Source organism: Streptococcus oralis subsp. dentisani (assembly GCF_007475365.1).
GTDB lineage: Bacteria > Bacillota > Bacilli > Lactobacillales > Streptococcaceae > Streptococcus > Streptococcus mitis_AX.
Genome location: NZ_CP034442.1, coordinates 761,738 through 779,897 on the forward strand (window position 1 = coordinate 761,738; position 18,160 = coordinate 779,897).

Consider the following 18,160-nt stretch of genomic DNA (forward strand, 5'->3'; position numbering starts at 1 on the left):
TCACTAACAGAGGCTGACTCAGAAGCAGGACTTACAGCTGACTGGCTGGTAGTAACTGAACTGCTAGCTGACGCACTTGCTGATAGACTAGCTGATACAGAAACGCTTGTCGAAAGAGAAGCACTTACAGATTGACTGACTGACTCAGAAACAGATACAGAGTCTTGCTCTGCTTGTTCCTTCACTTCTGCTTGTGCTTGGGCAATGATAGAGTTATTGCTGGCTTCAGTTGTCGCATCAGCTTGGGGCTCAGTTGCGATGACTGCCTTACCAGGTTCCTTGTACTCAGATGTCTCATCTGCATATACAGTTTGCTCTTGAGTTACAACAAAACCTGCGGCCCCGGCGGCTAAGATGGCCCCTATACCTGCAAGCGTGTTGGCATTCAAGTGAGCGTGGTCAAGTTCTTCAGTGTCAGATAGGCTAGTCGAGACAACTTCTCCCATCCCACCGATACGGAAGAGATCCAGTTGGGAATTCGAGGCTTTTACCCAGTTTTTCCCCGATTTGTAAAGCTTATAGCGCTTTTTCTCATCTACGATCTCGAAATCTTTGTTAAATTTTTTACTTCGAAACATTCTATTCCTTTCCTTTTTTAAAAATTCCACTCTTTGTTAACCTCATGATCATTAACAAAGCTTGATACTTAAGTAAGAATTTCACGGAAACACAAGCATCAAGCCTAGTCAGTCAATGGCTTTTCAAGAGTTTTTTGATAAAATTCGATGGTTAATTGGTATAAAAGAGATGCACTTTTATATATGTTTTACTCCAGTATACACCAGCCTCAATTCTATCAAATTTGAAGCTTCTTTTCAAGATTTTTGATTTCAATATAGCAAATTTATTTATGCAATAGAAAAGCAGTGTAAAAGGATTACACTGTTCTTTATAAATACTGATTTTTTCTTAAACTGAGGTCTCAGAATTGATTAAAACTGGACTCATTTCCCTATCGTTAAGATTGATTTTCTTCCCAGTCGTGGTAGGCAGCATAGAGCTGACTTTTATTCCGCTGGTAGAGTTTAGCAACTTCTTTTATGGCTTGATTTCTCTTCATGCCTTGCTGGATACGGGATTGGATTTCTATGAACAAGTCCTCCTCATCCTTTTCCTCCACATCCTGACTGGCACCTTCAACGATGAGAAGACACTCGCCCTTGAGCGGTGTATCAGCAATACTTTCCAGCAATTCAGAGATGTTTCCTCTTTTGTATTCTTCATAGATTTTGGTCAATTCCCTGACCAAGACTACCGAGCGGTCACCGTAGACTTCTAGCATATTTTCTAACGTATCCGCTACACGATGGGGCGATTCATAGAAAATTTGTGTTTCAGGATAATCTTTTTTTGTTTCAAAAAACTGCTTTTGATGACCTGATTTTCTCGGTAAAAAACCGTAAAAGATATGTGGTTGTGGTGCCAAACCACTGGCAATCAAGGCAGAAATCCCTGCAGAAGCACCTGGAACTGTCACTACTACAATCTCTTCCTCGATGGCTGCCTTGACTAAATCGTGACCAGGATCCGAGATGCTAGGCAGACCCGCATCAGAAACCTGAGCAATACTTTGCCCCGCCTTCAGAAAACCAATCAAATCAGGAATTTTTTCCTTGGCATTGTGCTCATGAAAACTGATCTGTTTGGTCGAAATATCAAAATGCTTGAGTAAGAGACCTGTATTGCGCGTGTCCTCAGCAGCAATCCAGTCCACCTCTTTCAATGTCTGGATGGCACGAAAGGTCATATCATCTAGATTACCAATCGGAGTTGCCACTAGATATAGCTTGCCATAGGGAGACTGCCCCTTAAAACTTTTTTGAATCTGCATGCCTACTCCCTGTACAACAACTCGTCACAGAACATACATTCCTCGTCCTGCTCTCGACGTTGTCCATAAAAATCATTACAAACGTGAAATCCGTCTTTATAGATCCGACGGACGCTTTCACGAACATGCTTTGCCTTGACGGGAGTATCTGCTTCCACCTCCCCTAAGCGTTCGCGCAACTTACTATTTTCCAAGCGAAGAGCTGTATTTTCCTCTACCAGGCTCTTGAGATTTTTCTTGATGGCTTCCACATCGGCCAAGGTCACTAATAACTGTTGAGAAAAATCGTCCAGCGCGTCAAATAATTCTTTTTTGTCCATAAAACAGCCCTTTCCTTTCTTTATCGTTCATTTTTGAGTTTATATTTCTTTTAAAACCAGATATTCCATGGCGTTTTGAAAGCTGACATTGGCTTGCCACATTTTTCTAGTTTCTAGCAAATCTTGCAGAATCATCCGTACTCTTGCTTGCAGAAGATCCTGCCCACAGAGGACTTCGAGGATTCGCAAGACCTGATCTTGTTTTTCCTTGTCATCTGCCAAGCTGGCTAATTTAGCAACCTGAAGATAACTTTCTTTTTTCTTGGCTAATAACCAGGTCAGCAGGCGTTCACTTTCATCGACCAAGGTCCAAAAACTTGCCTGATTAGCCAACTTTTCTGCTTCAGCACGTGATTGACAATACTGGGCTAAAAGAGTCGCTTTTTTCTTGACAAGCCCCATTTGTTCTAAGAGCAAGATGAGCTTTTCTTCTTGCTTTTTAAAGTGAAAAATCTGGGTCCTACTTCGGATAGTCGGCAACATCTTTTCCTCATCGCTGGTCAAGAAGAAAATGTAAACTTCACTCTGGGGTTCTTCGATGACCTTGAGCAGAGAATTGGCCGCGTTGGGATGCATTTTTTCGGCCTGCTCGATAATAAAGACCTGTTGCTGGCTTTCAATCCCTGATTGGGAAAACTGACCCACCAATTCCCGAATTCGTTCTGTCTTGATGACCTGATTGACTGGCTTAATCAAAGTAACATCGGGAAATTCTTCCATCTCAATCAGCTTGCAGTTTCGGCATTTCTCACATGGTAAAACGTCTACTTTATCCGTACAAAAGAGGCTCTTAGCCAAAAACTGCGCCATTTCCAAGCTTCCAAAGAAACCTGAAAAGAGATAGGCGTGATTGAGCTGATCTTGTTCTAGGATACGGACAAAGCGGTCAAACTGGTCTGGCTGCCAAGCCTTTAGTTGATCTTGTTTCATTTAGCCAAGCCCATTCTGTCAAATAAGACAGCCTTGGTCGTTTCCACAACTTGCTCCAAAGGAAGACTCGCATCAATCTTGACAATGCGGTTTCCTTCTTTGTCCAGAAGAGAAAGGTAGCCTTTACGAACTTTTTTGTGCAAGTCTAATCCTTCTAAATCCAAACGATTGACCTCGCGGTCACTATTGGCAGCAATGCGAGCCAGCCCCTCTTCCACGTCAATATCAAAATAGAGGGTCAAATCGGGTTTAAGGCCATCTGTCGCAAAGTGATTGAGCCAATCAATGGCATCAATATCCAAGCCACGGCCAAATCCCTGATAAGCAACAGAACTATCGATGAAGCGGTCCATAATGACCAACTTGCCAGCTTCAAGTGCTGGAAGAACTTTTTCCACCAAGTGCTGTCTACGACTGGCAATATAGAGAAGGAGTTCAGTCTTAGCATCCATCTGAGTATGACTTGGGTCCAAAATCACTTGACGAATCTTCTCCCCAATCAAGACTCCGCCTGGCTCACGGGTCGTCAGCACCTCTACTCCTTTTTCCTCTAAAATTGGGAGCAGAGCCTCTAAAACGCTGGTTTTCCCTGCTCCCTCTGGTCCCTCAAGAGAGACTAAAAATCCTTTTGACATGTCTAACTCATTTCTTTTTTTCTACCTTCTATTCTATCAAAAAAATAGGTTTTTGTGACAATCTTTTTGTGTCTTCTCCATTCAATCGACCACAAAAGAGGCAGACAAAGCCACCTCTTATTTACCTAGTTCTTGTGTTCGTTTGTAAGATTGATGAACTGCGTCCATGACTGTACCTCTAAAGGCATGTTCTTCCAGACTTGCTACACCAGCGATAGTCGAACCACCTGGACTGCATACTTGGTCTTTCAAAACTCCAGGATGTTGCTGGCTTTCGAGAACCATTTGCCCAGCACCAACTACTGTTTGGGCTGCCATTTTTAAGGCCGTTTCTCTTGGCAATCCTGTCTGCACACCCGCATCTGCTAAAGCCTCGATAAAGAGGTAGACAAAGGCCGGTCCACAACCTGCAAGACCTGTCGCAGCATCTATTAAGCCTTCTCCTATTTCAACCAAGAGACCAGCCTTGGCTAAAAGCCGACAAAAAAGTTCCCTGTCCTCAACACTACAATTAGGAGACAAGGCATAACTAATCACTCCTTGGCCGATAGCCACTGGTGTATTGGGCATGATGCGAATAATTCGGTGTTGACTTGGCAGAAGACTTGCCAGTTTTTCCAAAGTCAATCCAGCCGCCATGGAAATCAAAAGAAGACTCTCTCGTTTTTCAAGAATGGCCTGGTATTGAGAAAGCAGTTCAGAAAACTGCGCAGGCTTAACTCCTAGAAAGATTACATCTGCTTCTGCGAAGATTTCGTCATTGCTGGAAGCCTGACCACCGAAGTTGGCGATGAAAGCACCTACTTTAGCTTGACTACGATTGGCAAGGAGAATCTGAGCATCCGTCTTGGCCTGCAAAACAGCCTTAGCCAAGCTAGCTCCCATATTCCCCAAACCGATAAATCCAATCTTCATCTCTTACTCCCTTATCTGTCCGTTACCAGTAACCACATACTTGTAGCTGGTCAATTCCTTCAGGCCCATCGGCCCACGCGCATGCAGTTTCTGAGTAGAAATCCCCATCTCACATCCAAGACCAAATTGCCCACCATCAGTAAAACGCGTTGAGGCATTGACATACACCGCTGCTGAGTCCACTTGATCTGTAAAGTAGGCTGCAGCTTCAGCATTTTCCGTCACAATGGCATCTGAATGATGGGTACTGTGGGCTTCAATATGCGCAACCGCTTCTTCTAAACTGCTCACGACCTTAATCGCTAGGATATAATCTAAAAACTCGGTGTCAAAGTCTTGGGCCTCAGCTACTTGACCTGAAACAAACTGACTTGCTTGGCTATCTAGGCGAAATTGAATTGGTTCCAGCCCGGCTTCTTTCCGACTTTTAACCAGCACTCGCTCCAAGCGAGGAAGGAAGCTTGCTGCCTTGTCTTCATGAACTAGCAAGACCTCCATAGCATTGCAGACAGAAGGACGGCTAGTTTTAGCATTGTTGATGATAGACAGAGCCTTGTCTTCATCTGCATCCTTATCCACATAGACATGGACAATCCCAGTTCCTGTCTCGATAACAGGCACGATAGCATTTTCAACCACCGCATTGATCAAGCCAGCTCCTCCACGAGGAATGAGAAGGTCTAGATAGCCCTTGGCCTTCATCATGGCATAGCTACTTTCACGGCTGGTATCTTCCACTAGTTGAATCACATCAGGATGAATGCTAGTCGTCTCCAAGCCCTTCTTCAAGGCTGTGACAATAGCACGGGCAGTTTGATAGGCATCTTTACCACTACGAAGAACGACTGCATTACCACTCTTGAGAGCCAAGGCAGCCGCATCAGACGTCACATTTGGACGACTTTCATAGATAATACCGATAACACCCATAGCCACACGTTTCTTGGTAATAAGCAAGCCATTTTCAAGACGACTTGTCTCTAGGACTTCACCAATGGGATCTGGTAAAGCAACCACTTCACGAATCCCTCTTGCCATAGCTTCTATACGTCCTTCATCCAAATAAAGACGGTCTAGCATAACATCTGAGATTTTCCCCTTGGCCACTTCCATATCGAGGGCATTTGCCACTAAAATCTCCTCAGTAGCTGCCAATAAATGATCAGCCATGGCTAGCAAGGCTTGGTTTTTCACTGTTTCACTAGCAGTGTTAATTGATTTTTTAACAGCCTGTACCTGTTCAAATTGTTCTTGTGTACTTACCATCGTTCACCTCTAAAATTCTGTAAAGAGCAGCTGGATTTCAGGAGTGATGGAAATCCAGTCATCACGGTGAATCAAGACTCCCTTAGCTTTTTGAGAACGGAGCATATCTTCTAGGGCTGAAACGCCAAATTGGACACGTCCCTTTCCAAGAGATTGACCTGTTTCTTTATCTGCTACTGTGACAATATCATGGTAAGAGAAGTTCCCTTCCACTTCTACCACACCTGATAAAAGGAGGCTTTTCCCGTTTTTTGAAAGTGCTTCTGCGGCTCCACCATCTACCCAAATCGTTCCCTGACTTTGAGCATAGAAGGCTAGCCATTGTTTCTGGGTACGAAGACCCTTCTCTTGCGCAACAAAGAAGGAACCGTACTTGGTCTCGTTCGCTGCCTCAATCAAGGCATCTGATTTCATGGACGAGCAGATATAGACTGGCACACCCGACTCCGTCGCGATCGTAGCCGCCTTGATCTTAGTCAACATCCCACCGGTCCCATTAGATGAACCTGCTCCACCAGCCATATCAATAATCTCACGATTGATGGTCTCGATTTTCTCAAGTCGTTTGGCTGTTGGATCCGAATTAGGATTGCCAGTATAGAGGCCGTCCACATCAGTCAAGAGAACCAAAAGATCCGCTTGGACCATCGCCGCTACCTGGGCACTCAGGGTGTCATTATCACCCACCTTAAGTTCGTCAATGACGACACTGTCATTCTCATTGATGATGGGGATTGCACCACGATGAAGCAATACAGACAAAGCCTGGTGGGCGTTCTTATAACGACGTTTATCTACAAAATCATCCTGTGTCAGCAAGATTTGCGCGGAGACGATTTGGCGCATGAGGAGGTTAGTCGTGTATTCTTCTAGGAGTAAACCTTGTCCTACTGCAGCCGAAGCCTGCTTATCTGCAATCTTGGTCGGACGTTTTTTAAAGCCCAAAGCTCCAAAGCCAGCTGCTACTGCCCCAGAAGAAACCAAAATCAACTCATGCCCAGCTTCATGCAACATAGCTAATTGTTGGGTAATTGCCTTTACTTTACTCCTTGATAAACTTCCGTCTTCATTTGTCAAGGACGAAGTCCCCACCTTAAAGACGATTCGTTTGTACTTCATATTCTCACTCCGATTCTTCATATTTATCCATTATAACATGAATGCTTTAAAATAGAAAAGACTTGAAATAAAAAAGGTTGAGACAGGCATCTCAACTCTTTTATCTATTCTCAGTTTGACGTAATCTTTCCAGCGTTTCTTTAAAAATCTCTGGAATATCTGCCGTGAACTCCATAGTTTCACCTGTTCTCGGATGGGTAAATCCTAGAGTTTTAGCATGGAGAAATTGTCCATATCCTTTCAAGGTCTTGCGAGGACCATAGACCTCATCCCCAGCGACTGGGTGGCCAATATAAGCCATGTGAACACGAATTTGGTGGGTACGTCCTGTCTCTAGTTGCAACTCCACTAAGGTATAATCACCAAAACGTTCCAAGACATGAAAACGCGTCACTGCCGGCTTCCCTTTAGCAGTCACAGCCTGTTTCTTACGGTCTTTTTCGCTCCGACCAATCGGTGCTTCAATGACACCACGATCATTGGGAAGATTGCCATGAACAATCGCCCAGTATTTACGTAGAGACTTCTTATCCTTGAGTTCTTGGGCAAGTGCTAAGTGGGCCTCATCATTTTTAGCAATCATGAGGAGACCAGACGTGTCCTTGTCAATACGGTGAACAATTCCCGGTCGGAGAACCCCATTGATACCTGATAGGTCCTTGATATGGTACATGAGGGCATTGACCAAGGTTCCGCTAGTATGACCGGCACTGGGATGAACCACCATCCCTTGAGGTTTGTTGACGACGGCTACATCCTCATCTTGGTAGATAATTTCGAGCGGAATATCCTCAGCCACATACTCTAAAACCTCTGGTTCTGGCACATGGTAGGTGACGATATCCCCCTCTTGGACAGTGTATTTTGCTTTCTTGGCTTGCCCATTAACCAAGACTTGTCCAGCCTTGATTTGTTCATTAGCGAGACTGCGTGACAATTCTGTCAGGTCAGACAGAGCCTTGTCTAAACGTTGCCCACCAGTTTCAATTTTTATTTCCATTTACTTCCTCTTTTAGCATTGCAATCAATAAAACAATGACACCAACTGTCAAATAGCTGTCAGCCACATTGAAAATCGCAAAGTTGATAAAGTCTAGGTGAAACATATCCACCACAAAACCTTGACTCATTCTGTCGATAAAGTTACCCAGACCTCCAGCGATTATCAAGGTCAGTCCAAAAACCAACCAGAGAGAGTCCTCCATGTGTTTATGTAGATACCAAATGGCACCTACCATGACGACCAGTGTAATGACAGCAAATAACCACTGCTGATCTTGCAGCATGGAGAAGGCTGCCCCTCTATTTTGCAGATAGGTCAAGCTAACGAGATTGGGGATCCACGAACGCACTTCACCCAGTGGAATCTGCTGGACAACATAGGCTTTAACCCACTGATCCAGCCCAATCAAAAGCAGTACAATGACTGCTACTATTCCTCTTTTTTTCATGATTTCCTCTTTTGATCAAAATATTCTTGCATGACTTCTACAAAAAGAGTACCAGCTTGGCTAAGCTCCACTTCTTCCCGTTTGACATAGACCATGCGGTTATCTAGATTATCCTTGAGACGAATGACTGTGATGCCATTGACACTGTCACTATCCAAAAATCCAGAACCTGTCGCATAGGCGTCTGTCCGCTCTAAAATACCATTCAAAGTAGCACGGTCCGTCACATTGAACATCTGCGAGCTCGCGCTGGTGTCGACAAAGTTCTCTGAATAGTATAGGTACTCATCCTTTTCCTGGGTAAAACGAACCGTTGGTAAATCCGCTAGGTCCTCCATGACCAATTCCTCTTTCTGTGCTAAAGGATGCCCTTCACGAAGATAAATGTGAGTCTGGAAAGGAATTAGTTCGATAACTTCTAAACCAAGCTTTTCAACCCGTTGCATGATGCCCTTTTTATTTTGATTGTTGAGGTAGATAATCCCAATCTCACTATGCCCTTGGGCTACTTCGTCTAAAATTTGAACAGTAGTTGATTCAAAAATACGGAAGTTCTTATAGTCAGGATAGCGCTCTGAAAAAGCCGTAATCGTCGGTGGCAAGAAGTCATAGTGCTGACTGGCAATGGAAAATTCATCCTTTTCTTCCTCAGGATTGGCATATTGATTTTGAAAAACATCAAAGCCTTTGACCAATTCTTGCGCTTTCTCATAAAATTCCATTCCACGACGAGTCAAAAATGTTCCCGAACTAGTTCGACGGAAAATCTTAAAACCTAGCTCTTTTTCCAAATCGCGAACAGAAATAGACAGACTCGGCTGACTAACATACATCTTTTCAGCAGCTTCACGGAAAGTACCACTATTGGCAATAGCCACAACATAGCGTAATTGTTGAATGTTCATCTTTTACCCCCAACTTCTCTATCTGTTCATTATACCATATTTCAGAACTTTTCCAAAAAGGAAAAGATATCCATCACAAACTCAAAGCTAACTACTCTCTATTAAATTAAATATAGATATCAAAACAAAAAATAGGCTCTCCGAAAACTCGGAAAGCCTGATTTTATGCTACTTCTAGCTTCCTCGCCTTTTCATTTTAAGGCTCGGGATAAAAAGGCTCACTGAACCTTTTTATTTTGCGATCGGGTAAACAGAAACTTGTTTTTTATCGCGACCTTTACGTTCGAAGCGTACTACGCCTTCAACTTTAGCGAACAAAGTATCGTCTCCACCACGTCCAACGTTTACACCTGGGTAGATGTGTGTACCACGTTGACGGTAAAGGATTGATCCACCTGTTACAGTTTGTCCGTCAGCTGCTTTAGCTCCAAGACGTTTCGCTTGTGAATCACGTCCGTTTGATGTAGAACCTCCACCTTTTTTGTGGGCGAAAAGTTGCAAGTTGTTAAGAGTCATTTTTAACATAATGTTTTCCTCCGTGTTAGTTTTCTGTGATAACTCTGGTTTGGACGAACTCAGAAGAGTTCTCCGATAAGTTTGCCATACCTAAGAAAAATGATTCAAAGAATAACTGCGTCATTTCTCTCTGGTGCGAAGGAAGATCCGCTGGTATTTCAACCTTTAGATAGCCACCTTCATCTTCGTTTAATTCTAAGATTGGTTCATAGCCTGCAAATTTCTCAATGGAATTGACAAAGTTAATGGCAAGCGTAGAAACCGATGCACACACGACATCTAAGCCGTATTCGCCACTTTCGGCGTGTCCAGTAATTTCCGCACTCCTCAGCTCGCCATCTTCGGCTCTCTCAAAGACTGCTTGTATCATGTGTTCTCCTTAAAAATTAAGCGTTGATCGCGTTGATGACAACTTTTGTATATGGTTGACGGTGACCTTGTTTGCGGTGGCTACCTTTTTTAGGTTTGTACTTGTAAGTAACAACTTTCTTTTGTTTTCCTTGTTTTTCAACAGTTCCAACTACAGTAGCTCCAGCAACAAGTGGAGTTCCGACAACAGTGTTTTCACCACCAACAAGAACAACTTCGTTAAAAGTAACTTCTTGACCAGCTTCAACGTTCAATTTTTCAACGTAGATTGCTTGACCAACTTCAACTTTAACTTGTTTTCCGCCAGTTTTGATAATTGCGTATGTGCTCATTATGCACCTCCTATGATTTTTAGGGTTTCCCCGTATTTTTGTGAAGACTCGCCTAGCATCGTGGGACGAACCACTTAAAAGAAGAGCTCTAAGCATAACAAAGTTTAAATTTTGTATACGACGAGCAACGATGTTCGTGCGGTTGCACAGGATTGTGCATAGTCAACTCTTCAAGTATAGCATATCTTCTTTTTTCTTACAAGTAAAATCAATCAAATTTAAGCTTTTTCTTTCCCTTTTTTTCTCCAAGAAGCAAAAAGCATGCTGAAGTAAAAGATACTCATCATAAGAGGAATACCTAGAATTGTCTTCTCCTGATAGTAAATCGTCAAATAAGCCGAAAAAATGACTCCAAAGACAAAACTGCTAAGCAAGCTAACAAAAATCAAGGCTTCACGTAGGAAGGGCGTATGCTTGGTTCGAAAATAATCCCCAAAAGCCAACATGGTTCGTTTAATATTCCCTGTCATAAAGGCATTATTATAGGCAATCCCCGAAACTTCTCCAAAGGCTGTTGTCACCAATCCCATACAAAAGGCTAAAGGTGGGACTAAGTAGATATTGTCTACTGACAAGGGAACAAACCCAATGATTATGGATAAGACCGCGAGTGGTATCAAGGACAAAATCGGCTTTTTAACTATTCGTAGTTTTTCTTTATACAATGTCAGTAAAAAGACCCCCATCATAAAGGAAAGTAAGGTCATTACTTTGGCACTGGCATCTGACACATTGTGTTGAATGAGTCCTACAGAGAGAAAGACGACATTCCCAGTTTGGCCTGCTACTAGGGTATTCCCTCGCACGATAAAGGTATAGGCATCGACATATCCTGCACAAAAAGTCAAAAAAAGCGCTAGTCTTTTAGACTGACGTGATATTTTTCTTATTGGTAATAATCTCATTTTCTCCCCCTTCTCATTTCATCTATTTATCTAAATATTGTACCACTTTCTTTGAGAAAAGCGTAGTCCATTTGAAAATTTTTACCATCTGTTGGATAGTCCTTCTTTTGTATGTTATAATGAAGGAAGGAATTGAAGTCGGAAAAGGAGTATTTATGCTTAAATTAGGTGTCATCGGAACAGGGGCTATCAGCCATCATTTCATAGAAGCAGCCCATGCTAGCGGAGAATACCAGCTGGTTGCAGTCTATTCTAGAAAACGAGAAACTGCCGCAACCTTTGCTTCTCGCTATCAGAATATCCAACTCTTTAATCAATTAGAAGACTTCTTTAAATCTTCCTTTGATGTAGTCTATATCGCCAGTCCAAACTCCTTGCATTTTGTGCAAACCAAGACTGCCTTGTCTTTTGGTAAGCACGTCATTCTTGAAAAGCCAGCTGTCACGCAGCCACAAGAATGGCTGGATTTGAGACAGACAGCTGAGAAAAATAATTGTTTTATCTTTGAGGCAGCTCGTAATTACCACGAGGAAGCTTTTACCACTATCAAAAATTTTTTGGCAGACAAGCAAGTGTTGGGAGCTGATTTCAATTATGCTAAGTATTCATCCAAAATGCCGGACTTGTTAGCTGGGCAGACGCCAAATGTCTTTTCAGATCGTTTTGCTGGTGGAGCCCTTATGGATTTGGGGATTTATCCTCTCTATGCTACTATTCGCCTCTTTGGAAAGGCTCAAGCCGCGACTTATCAGGCACAACAGCTTGACAATAGCATTGACCTGAATGGAGACGGTATCCTCTTCTACCCAGACTTTCAAGTTCATATCAAAGCTGGGAAAAACATCACTTCCAATCTTCCTTGTGAGATTTACACAGCAGATGGAACCTTGACCCTCAACACGATTGAACATGTCTGCTCAGCTATTTTTAGCGACCACCAAGGAAATCAAGTTCAACTCCCTATCCAACAGGCTCCTCATACGATGACTGAGGAAGTTGCTGCGTTTGCTCAGATGATCCAGCAACCAGACCAGACGATCTACCAGACTTGGCTGGATGATGCAAGCTCTATTCATGAGCTACTATATACTATGCGCCAGACTGCTGGCATTAGATTTGAGGCAGAAAAATGAAAACCAAACTACCGACTGAATGGCAAGAACTGAGCGACCAGCTCGGTTTCCAAGAATTTACCCCCATTCAAACTCAACTATTTGAGCCTATACTTGCTGGAGAAAACCTACTGGGAGTGAGCCCAACAGGAACTGGTAAGACGCTAGCTTATTTACTTCCAAGTCTTCTCAGACTACAAAAGAAAAAAGCCCAGCAACTCTTGATTCTAGCACCAAATACAGAACTAGCTGGACAGATTTTTGACGTGTGTAAAACGTGGGCAGAAGCCATCGGTTTAACAGCTCAGCTCTTCCTATCAGGTTCAAGTCAGAAACGCCAGATTGAACGCCTCAAAAAAGGACCAGAGATTCTGATTGGAACTCCCGGCCGCATCTTTGAGTTGATTAAATTGAAAAAAATCAAGATGATGAATGTGGAAACCATCATCCTGGATGAATTTGACCAATTGCTCGATGATTCTCAGATTCACTTTGTCGAGAAAATCACTCACTACGCACCTCGTGACCACCAACTCATCTACATGAGTGCGACGACCAAGTTTGACCAAGAAAAGATTGCACCAAACACGCGCACTATTGATCTCTCTAATCAAAAACTAGACAACATTCAACATTTCTACATGCAGGTAGACCAACGTCACCGAGTGGATATGCTACGAAAGCTAGCTCATGTTGAGGATTTCCGTGGTCTGGTCTTCTTTAACAGCTTGTCAGATCTTGGAAGTGCTGAGGAAAAACTACAGTATCGCGATGTCTTGGCCGTTTCCCTCGCTAGCGATGTCAATGTTAAATTTAGAAAAGTCATCTTAGAAAAGTTTAAGGACAAGCAGCTAACCCTGCTCCTTGCAACAGACCTTCTGGCTCGTGGGATTGATATCGATAGCCTAGAATGCGTCGTAAACTTTGATGTTCCTAGAGATATCGAAACCTACACTCACCGTGCTGGGCGTACAGGTCGCATGGGCAAAGAGGGCTATGTTATCACTCTCGTCTCCCATCCTGAAGAACTTAAAAAACTCAAGAAATTTGCAAGTGTTCGTGAAATCATCCTAAAAAATCAAGAACTCTATATCAAATAAGGTTGGCATTTGCCAACCTTTTTCTTATCCCCAACTAATTTCTAATTGATAGCTGACAAAGGGTTGTCCCTCTTGATTTTGCAGTTGATAGGCTAGCTCAATCTTTTGCCCATCCAGTTTGTAGTGACTCGTTTGAATGATAAACTCCTGCATGCCTATTGGTGTGGGAATATAGGCTAAACTATCACTATCCTTGAGAAAACGCATGATGGTTTTGGGACTCGAGAAACGAGTCATCACCAGTTCTTGACCATGAAACTTGAGAACCACTTTTTCCTTTTCCTCATTATAAAAGAGTAAATAGCTAAAATCCCCTTTTTCACGCACTTCCACGTCATAGAGCTGGTCAATGACTTCCAACTGTTCATCAAACTGAATCCTATTTCGCATCCGAATCTTCACATCAGGTCCTCTTTCTTCTCTCTTGTTCTACTATTTTACCAAAAACTCAAGCTTTTTGCTATAATGGTCATATGAACGAAAAAGTATTCCGTGACCCAGTTCACAACTACATCCATGTAAACAATCAGGTCATATACGACTTGATCAATACAAAAGAATTTCAACGTCTGCGCCGTATCAAACAACTAGGGACTTCCAGTTATACCTTCCACGGGGGAGAACACAGTCGATTCTCTCACTGTCTAGGAGTCTATGAGATCGCACGACGTATCACAGAGATTTTTGAAGAAAAATATCCTGAAGAATGGGATCCTGCTGAGTCTCTCTTGACCATGACCGCTGCACTCCTTCATGACCTTGGACATGGTGCCTACTCCCATACTTTTGAAAATCTCTTCGATACAGATCATGAGGCCATTACCCAGGAAATCATCCAAAGTCCTGAGACAGAGATTCACCAAGTCCTGCTACAAGTAGCGCCTGATTTCCCCAAAAAGGTTGCCAGTGTCATCGACCATACCTATCCTAATAAACAGGTCGTGCAACTCATTTCCAGTCAGATCGATGCGGACCGTATGGACTATCTCTTGCGCGACTCCTATTTTACAGGAGCATCTTATGGAGAATTTGACCTGACTCGCATCCTCCGAGTCATTCGTCCAGTCGAAAATGGGATTGCCTTTCAGCGCAATGGCATGCATGCCATCGAAGACTATGTCCTCAGTCGCTACCAGATGTATATGCAGGTTTATTTCCACCCAGCAACACGTGCCATGGAAGTTCTTCTACAAAATCTCCTCAAACGCGCCAAGGAGCTCTATCCTGAAAACATGGATTTCTTTGCGCGCACTTCCCCCCATTTGTTACCTTTTTTTGAAAAAAATGTGACCTTGTCTGACTATCTAGCTCTGGATGATGGCGTGATGAATACCTACTTCCAACTCTGGATGACCAGTCCTGATAAGATTCTTGCAGACTTGTCGCAACGCTTTGTCAACCGCAAGGTCTTTAAATCCATTACTTTTTCAGAAGAAGATCAAGACCAACTCATAACCATGAGACAACTGGTTGAAGACATCGGCTTTGATCCCGACTACTACACTGCCATTCATAAGAACTTTGACCTCCCTTATGATATCTATCGTCCCGAATCTAAAAATCCACGGACACAGATTGAGATTTTACAAAAAAATGGAGAACTGGCAGAACTCTCTAGCCTGTCTCCTATCGTTCAATCCCTTGCTGGCAGTCGCCACGGAGATAATCGTTTCTATTTCCCAAAAGAAATGTTGGACCAAAACAGCATCTTCGCAAGCATTACCCAGCAATTTTTACACTTGATTGAGAACGATCATTTTACCCCAACTAAGAACGAATAGAGGAAATTTATGAGTATTAAACTAATCGCCGTCGATATCGATGGTACCCTGGTTAACAGTAAAAAGGAGATTACTCCTGAAGTCTTTTCTGCCATCCAAGACGCTAAACAAGCCGGTGTCAAAGTCGTGATTGCAACTGGTCGCCCTATCGCAGGTGTTGCCAAACTTCTGGACGACTTGCAGTTGAGAGACCAAGGTGACTATGTCGTGACCTTCAACGGTGCCCTTGTCCAAGAAACTGCTACTGGCCATGAGATTATCAGCGAATCTTTAGCCTATGAGGACTATCTCGATATGGAATTTCTCAGTCGCAAACTCGGTGTCCACATGCACGCTATTACCAAGGACGGTATCTACACGGCCAATCGCAATATCGGAAAATACACAGTGCACGAATCAACTCTCGTCAACATGCCTATCTTTTACCGCACTCCTGAAGAAATGGATGGCAAGGAAATTGTCAAATGTATGTTCATCGATGAACCAGAAATCCTCGATGCTGCTATTGAAAAGATACCAGCAGAATTTTACGAACGCTACTCCATCAACAAATCTGCTCCTTTCTACCTCGAACTCCTTAAAAAGAATGTAGATAAGGGTTCAGCTATTACCCATCTAGCTGAAAAACTAGGATTGACCAAAGATGAAACCATGGCGATTGGGGACGAAGAGAATGACCGTACCATGCTGGAAGTCGTTGGCAACCCCGTTGTCATGGAAAATGGAAATCCAGAACTCAAAAAAATCGCCAAATACATCACCAAAACAAACGACGAATCCGGCGTTGCCCATGCTATTCGAACGTGGGTATTGTAAAAAGATAAGAATAGACGAAAACCGCTCTGGAGAGCGGTTTTTTCAAATCAATAGTTTTTCTATCCCATCATTTTTTAAAGTGATTAAGTTCGTTCATCTAGGTAGGTAAATTGCTATGAACTATGCTAAATTACCAATCACTTGATGATCCTCCACCATCAAAACCACCACCAGACCAATCGTCACTCGACCAAGACGATGAGGAGTCACTGCTACTTTTCTCAGGATACTTACCTCTATTTTGACTACGGAAGTCTATTAGTGCTTTTTGCGACCATGAACCATCATTAATAAAGGCAGCATCATAGGGGAATAATTTATCACTACCCTCATACATTTTATTGGATTTTCTCTTTCTATTTGAAGTAGATCCATACATAAAAAAATCAGATATATAACAAACAGCAGAAATCAAAAATGTAACAATAGAAATGATACCAACCCAGATAATAACACCTCCGAATATATTCCATACTTTTTTGAAGAATGCTAGTAAATAATTCCTCTCTACTACAGGTGCATCAGCTAATTTATACTCTTGATTGGAAATGTTTTGGATTATATCAAGAACAGCACCGTCATAGTCTTTGGCTCGCATCTTATCACGAGAGGCATCTAATATTTTCTTAGCCTTTATATCAGTCAATGTAATAGCTAGATTATTAGAAGTTTCAATCCGAAACTTTCTATCTTTTATAGCAATCAGTAATAATGCACCCTTATCTGAATCCGAATAACCGATTTTCCAAGTTCTGGCTATAGTATTGGACAATTCTTCTAAAGATTCACCATTTAGACCCTCAACAATATAAATGCCAATTTGAATTTCTGATTTGCTATTTAGTTCCTGTAGTTTATCCGAAACAACCCCTGATAAATAATGATTTGGATCATAAATACCATTGGAAGGTCTATCTGGTATCGCTAAATCTGCTTGAGCTGGTCCAATAAAAATTAGCAGGATTGTAAAAAAAGATATTAGGATTAAAGCTATTTTTTTCATCATGAAAGTCGAACCTTCCTTTTGTTGACAATTTACAATTTCAATAAGAATATGAATAAACGATATTCTTTTTTAAAATAGAATTACTTCGATAAAGTCATCTTTCTATCAATCTATCGTAAAAGGTAGTTTCATTATAAGCTATTTATCTCACCTAATCAACGTAAAAATATAGGAAAACTAGTTCTAATTTTTTATTAACAATATTGTATCTCAGCACTGAATGTTGCTTTCAAATTTGACCAATAAATACTTAAGTTTATTTCTTCTGCTTCAACTATACTAACGTTTGACATCTATACCTCATCTCCCTAACAAATAAGCAAGTACTACAATAGCGTAGGCCATGATTAACAATATAGCACTTCCGATCCCCAACAATTTATAAAGTTTGTTGATCCCACAGTATCGTTCCACATAAGCTCTGTTTGGTTTTTCAGGATCATACCATACCGTCATCTTCGAATAGACTGGAAAATGCGTACACATTAAGTTATTAAAGGATATAAAGGAATTACGATAAAAGGTTAGGGAATTTGCCAACATGTCCTCTCTTGTAAAGTTATCAGATGTACTTATAGGGCCTCATGGAAGCGAAACCGTTTTGATTATAAAATACCGTAATGGCTTGCTATAAGTAGTTCCGTTAACCGTATATTCAACAATCGGAGGATTCCCAGCCTGAAAATTACTATAGCCCACAACCGTTCCCTTAACAGACGATTTGGCAAGACGTACCATCTTTTTATCCCGAAAATAAAGGTAGAGATATGTACCAGATAAAAAGATCAAGGATAAAAGAATGACGATGGTAGCAAATAAGAATAAAATGGTTTCTGTTGTCATATTCAACT

General features: G+C 42.1%; 21 protein-coding genes, 2 pseudogenes and 1 other annotated feature. Of the genes and pseudogenes, 5 read left to right on the forward strand and 18 right to left on the reverse strand.

The window, feature by feature from the left end; translation table 11 throughout:
- Positions 1-479 precede the first annotated feature (479 nt).
- From EJF26_RS10340 to EJF26_RS03920, 11 genes and pseudogenes are all read right to left on the reverse strand, one after another.
- Positions 480-578: pseudogene (locus EJF26_RS10340) on the reverse strand (KxYKxGKxW signal peptide domain-containing protein); the annotation flags it as partial.
- A 380-nt stretch (positions 579-958) separates the two neighbouring features.
- Complete coding sequence (gene rsmI, locus EJF26_RS03875; RefSeq protein WP_001166886.1) at positions 959-1,831, reverse strand: 16S rRNA (cytidine(1402)-2'-O)-methyltransferase; 873 nt, start codon at positions 1,829-1,831, stop codon at positions 959-961.
- Between the two features lie 2 nt (positions 1,832-1,833).
- The gene (gene yabA, locus EJF26_RS03880) at positions 1,834-2,151 is read right to left on the reverse strand and encodes a DNA replication initiation control protein YabA (RefSeq protein WP_000358229.1); all 318 of its coding nucleotides are present in this window, start codon (positions 2,149-2,151) and stop codon (positions 1,834-1,836) included.
- Between the two features lie 39 nt (positions 2,152-2,190).
- A complete protein-coding gene (locus EJF26_RS03885) occupies positions 2,191-3,081 on the reverse strand; it encodes a DNA polymerase III subunit delta' (RefSeq protein ID WP_000806721.1) in 891 nt (296 codons plus the stop codon).
- The gene (gene tmk, locus EJF26_RS03890; protein ID WP_000033373.1) at positions 3,078-3,716 is read right to left on the reverse strand and encodes a dTMP kinase; all 639 of its coding nucleotides are present in this window, start codon (positions 3,714-3,716) and stop codon (positions 3,078-3,080) included. Before tmk ends, EJF26_RS03885 begins: the two co-directional genes overlap by 4 nt.
- Before the next feature lie 117 nt (positions 3,717-3,833).
- Positions 3,834-4,631, reverse strand: a complete 798-nt coding sequence (proC, locus tag EJF26_RS03895; RefSeq protein ID WP_000689667.1) for a pyrroline-5-carboxylate reductase — start codon at positions 4,629-4,631, stop codon at positions 3,834-3,836.
- Between the two features lie 3 nt (positions 4,632-4,634).
- Positions 4,635-5,897, reverse strand: coding sequence for a glutamate-5-semialdehyde dehydrogenase (locus EJF26_RS03900; RefSeq protein WP_000255285.1), 1,263 nt, complete (start codon positions 5,895-5,897; stop codon positions 4,635-4,637).
- A gap of 9 nt (positions 5,898-5,906) precedes the next feature.
- On the reverse strand, positions 5,907-7,016 hold the full coding sequence (gene proB, locus EJF26_RS03905; RefSeq protein WP_000875731.1) for a glutamate 5-kinase: 1,110 nt from the start codon (positions 7,014-7,016) through the stop codon (positions 5,907-5,909).
- A 100-nt stretch (positions 7,017-7,116) separates the two neighbouring features.
- Positions 7,117-8,016 carry an RluA family pseudouridine synthase gene (locus EJF26_RS03910; protein ID WP_000403223.1) on the reverse strand — a complete coding sequence of 300 codons (900 nt, stop codon included), beginning with the start codon at positions 8,014-8,016 and terminating at the stop codon, positions 7,117-7,119.
- On the reverse strand, positions 8,000-8,467 hold the full coding sequence (gene lspA, locus EJF26_RS03915; protein ID WP_000745694.1) for a signal peptidase II: 468 nt from the start codon (positions 8,465-8,467) through the stop codon (positions 8,000-8,002). The genes EJF26_RS03910 and lspA overlap by 17 nt, the downstream gene beginning before the upstream one ends.
- A complete protein-coding gene (locus tag EJF26_RS03920) occupies positions 8,464-9,372 on the reverse strand; it encodes a LysR family transcriptional regulator (protein WP_001025717.1) in 909 nt (302 codons plus the stop codon). Before EJF26_RS03920 ends, lspA begins: the two co-directional genes overlap by 4 nt.
- Between EJF26_RS03920 and EJF26_RS10040 the strand changes: the two are divergent.
- Positions 9,365-9,439: pseudogene (locus EJF26_RS10040) on the forward strand (AraC family transcriptional regulator); the annotation flags it as partial. The gene EJF26_RS03920 and the pseudogene EJF26_RS10040 sit on opposite strands and share 8 nt — an antisense overlap.
- A 164-nt stretch (positions 9,440-9,603) precedes the next feature.
- Here EJF26_RS10040 and rpmA read toward each other — a convergent pair.
- The 4 genes from rpmA to EJF26_RS03940 form a co-directional block, all read right to left on the reverse strand.
- On the reverse strand, positions 9,604-9,897 hold the full coding sequence (gene rpmA / locus EJF26_RS03925) for a 50S ribosomal protein L27 (protein ID WP_000916509.1): 294 nt from the start codon (positions 9,895-9,897) through the stop codon (positions 9,604-9,606).
- Positions 9,898-9,913: 16 nt separating this feature from the next.
- Complete coding sequence (locus EJF26_RS03930; RefSeq protein ID WP_000613705.1) at positions 9,914-10,258, reverse strand: ribosomal-processing cysteine protease Prp; 345 nt, start codon at positions 10,256-10,258, stop codon at positions 9,914-9,916.
- A 16-nt stretch (positions 10,259-10,274) separates the two neighbouring features.
- Positions 10,275-10,589: a 50S ribosomal protein L21 gene (rplU, locus tag EJF26_RS03935; protein WP_000109137.1), complete on the reverse strand. Its 315-nt coding sequence runs from the start codon at positions 10,587-10,589 to the stop codon at positions 10,275-10,277.
- A 34-nt stretch (positions 10,590-10,623) separates the two neighbouring features.
- Positions 10,624-10,743: a sequence feature (ribosomal protein L21 leader region), on the reverse strand.
- A 64-nt stretch (positions 10,744-10,807) separates the two neighbouring features.
- A complete protein-coding gene (locus tag EJF26_RS03940) occupies positions 10,808-11,494 on the reverse strand; it encodes a YoaK family protein (RefSeq protein ID WP_001238355.1) in 687 nt (228 codons plus the stop codon).
- Between the two features lie 155 nt (positions 11,495-11,649).
- Between EJF26_RS03940 and EJF26_RS03945 the strand changes: the two genes are divergently transcribed.
- Positions 11,650-12,627: a Gfo/Idh/MocA family protein gene (locus EJF26_RS03945; RefSeq protein WP_000915875.1), complete on the forward strand. Its 978-nt coding sequence runs from the start codon at positions 11,650-11,652 to the stop codon at positions 12,625-12,627.
- Positions 12,624-13,706, forward strand: a complete 1,083-nt coding sequence (locus tag EJF26_RS03950) for a DEAD/DEAH box helicase (protein ID WP_000850568.1) — start codon at positions 12,624-12,626, stop codon at positions 13,704-13,706. The genes EJF26_RS03945 and EJF26_RS03950 overlap by 4 nt, the downstream gene beginning before the upstream one ends.
- 24 nt (positions 13,707-13,730) lie before the next feature.
- Here EJF26_RS03950 and EJF26_RS03955 read toward each other — a convergent pair whose 3' ends face one another.
- Positions 13,731-14,108 carry a YwiB family protein gene (locus EJF26_RS03955; protein ID WP_004246895.1) on the reverse strand — a complete coding sequence of 126 codons (378 nt, stop codon included), beginning with the start codon at positions 14,106-14,108 and terminating at the stop codon, positions 13,731-13,733.
- 71 nt (positions 14,109-14,179) lie between these two features.
- Between EJF26_RS03955 and EJF26_RS03960 the strand changes: the two genes are divergently transcribed.
- Both EJF26_RS03960 and yidA read left to right on the forward strand, forming a co-directional pair.
- A complete protein-coding gene (locus tag EJF26_RS03960; protein ID WP_001003529.1) occupies positions 14,180-15,487 on the forward strand; it encodes an HD domain-containing protein in 1,308 nt (435 codons plus the stop codon).
- Positions 15,488-15,496: 9 nt separating this feature from the next.
- Entirely contained in the window at positions 15,497-16,303 is an 807-nt protein-coding gene (yidA, locus tag EJF26_RS03965; protein WP_000023492.1) for a sugar-phosphatase, read from the forward strand.
- Between the two features lie 130 nt (positions 16,304-16,433).
- On the opposite strand, the gene EJF26_RS03970 is transcribed toward yidA, so the two are convergent.
- Together EJF26_RS03970 and EJF26_RS10045 are read right to left on the reverse strand one after the other, a co-directional pair.
- On the reverse strand, positions 16,434-17,306 hold the full coding sequence (locus EJF26_RS03970) for a TPM domain-containing protein (RefSeq protein ID WP_125844912.1): 873 nt from the start codon (positions 17,304-17,306) through the stop codon (positions 16,434-16,436).
- Positions 17,307-17,891: 585 nt separating this feature from the next.
- The gene (locus EJF26_RS10045) at positions 17,892-18,152 is read right to left on the reverse strand and encodes a hypothetical protein (protein ID WP_000206211.1); all 261 of its coding nucleotides are present in this window, start codon (positions 18,150-18,152) and stop codon (positions 17,892-17,894) included.
- Between the last annotated feature and the right edge of the window lie 8 nt (positions 18,153-18,160).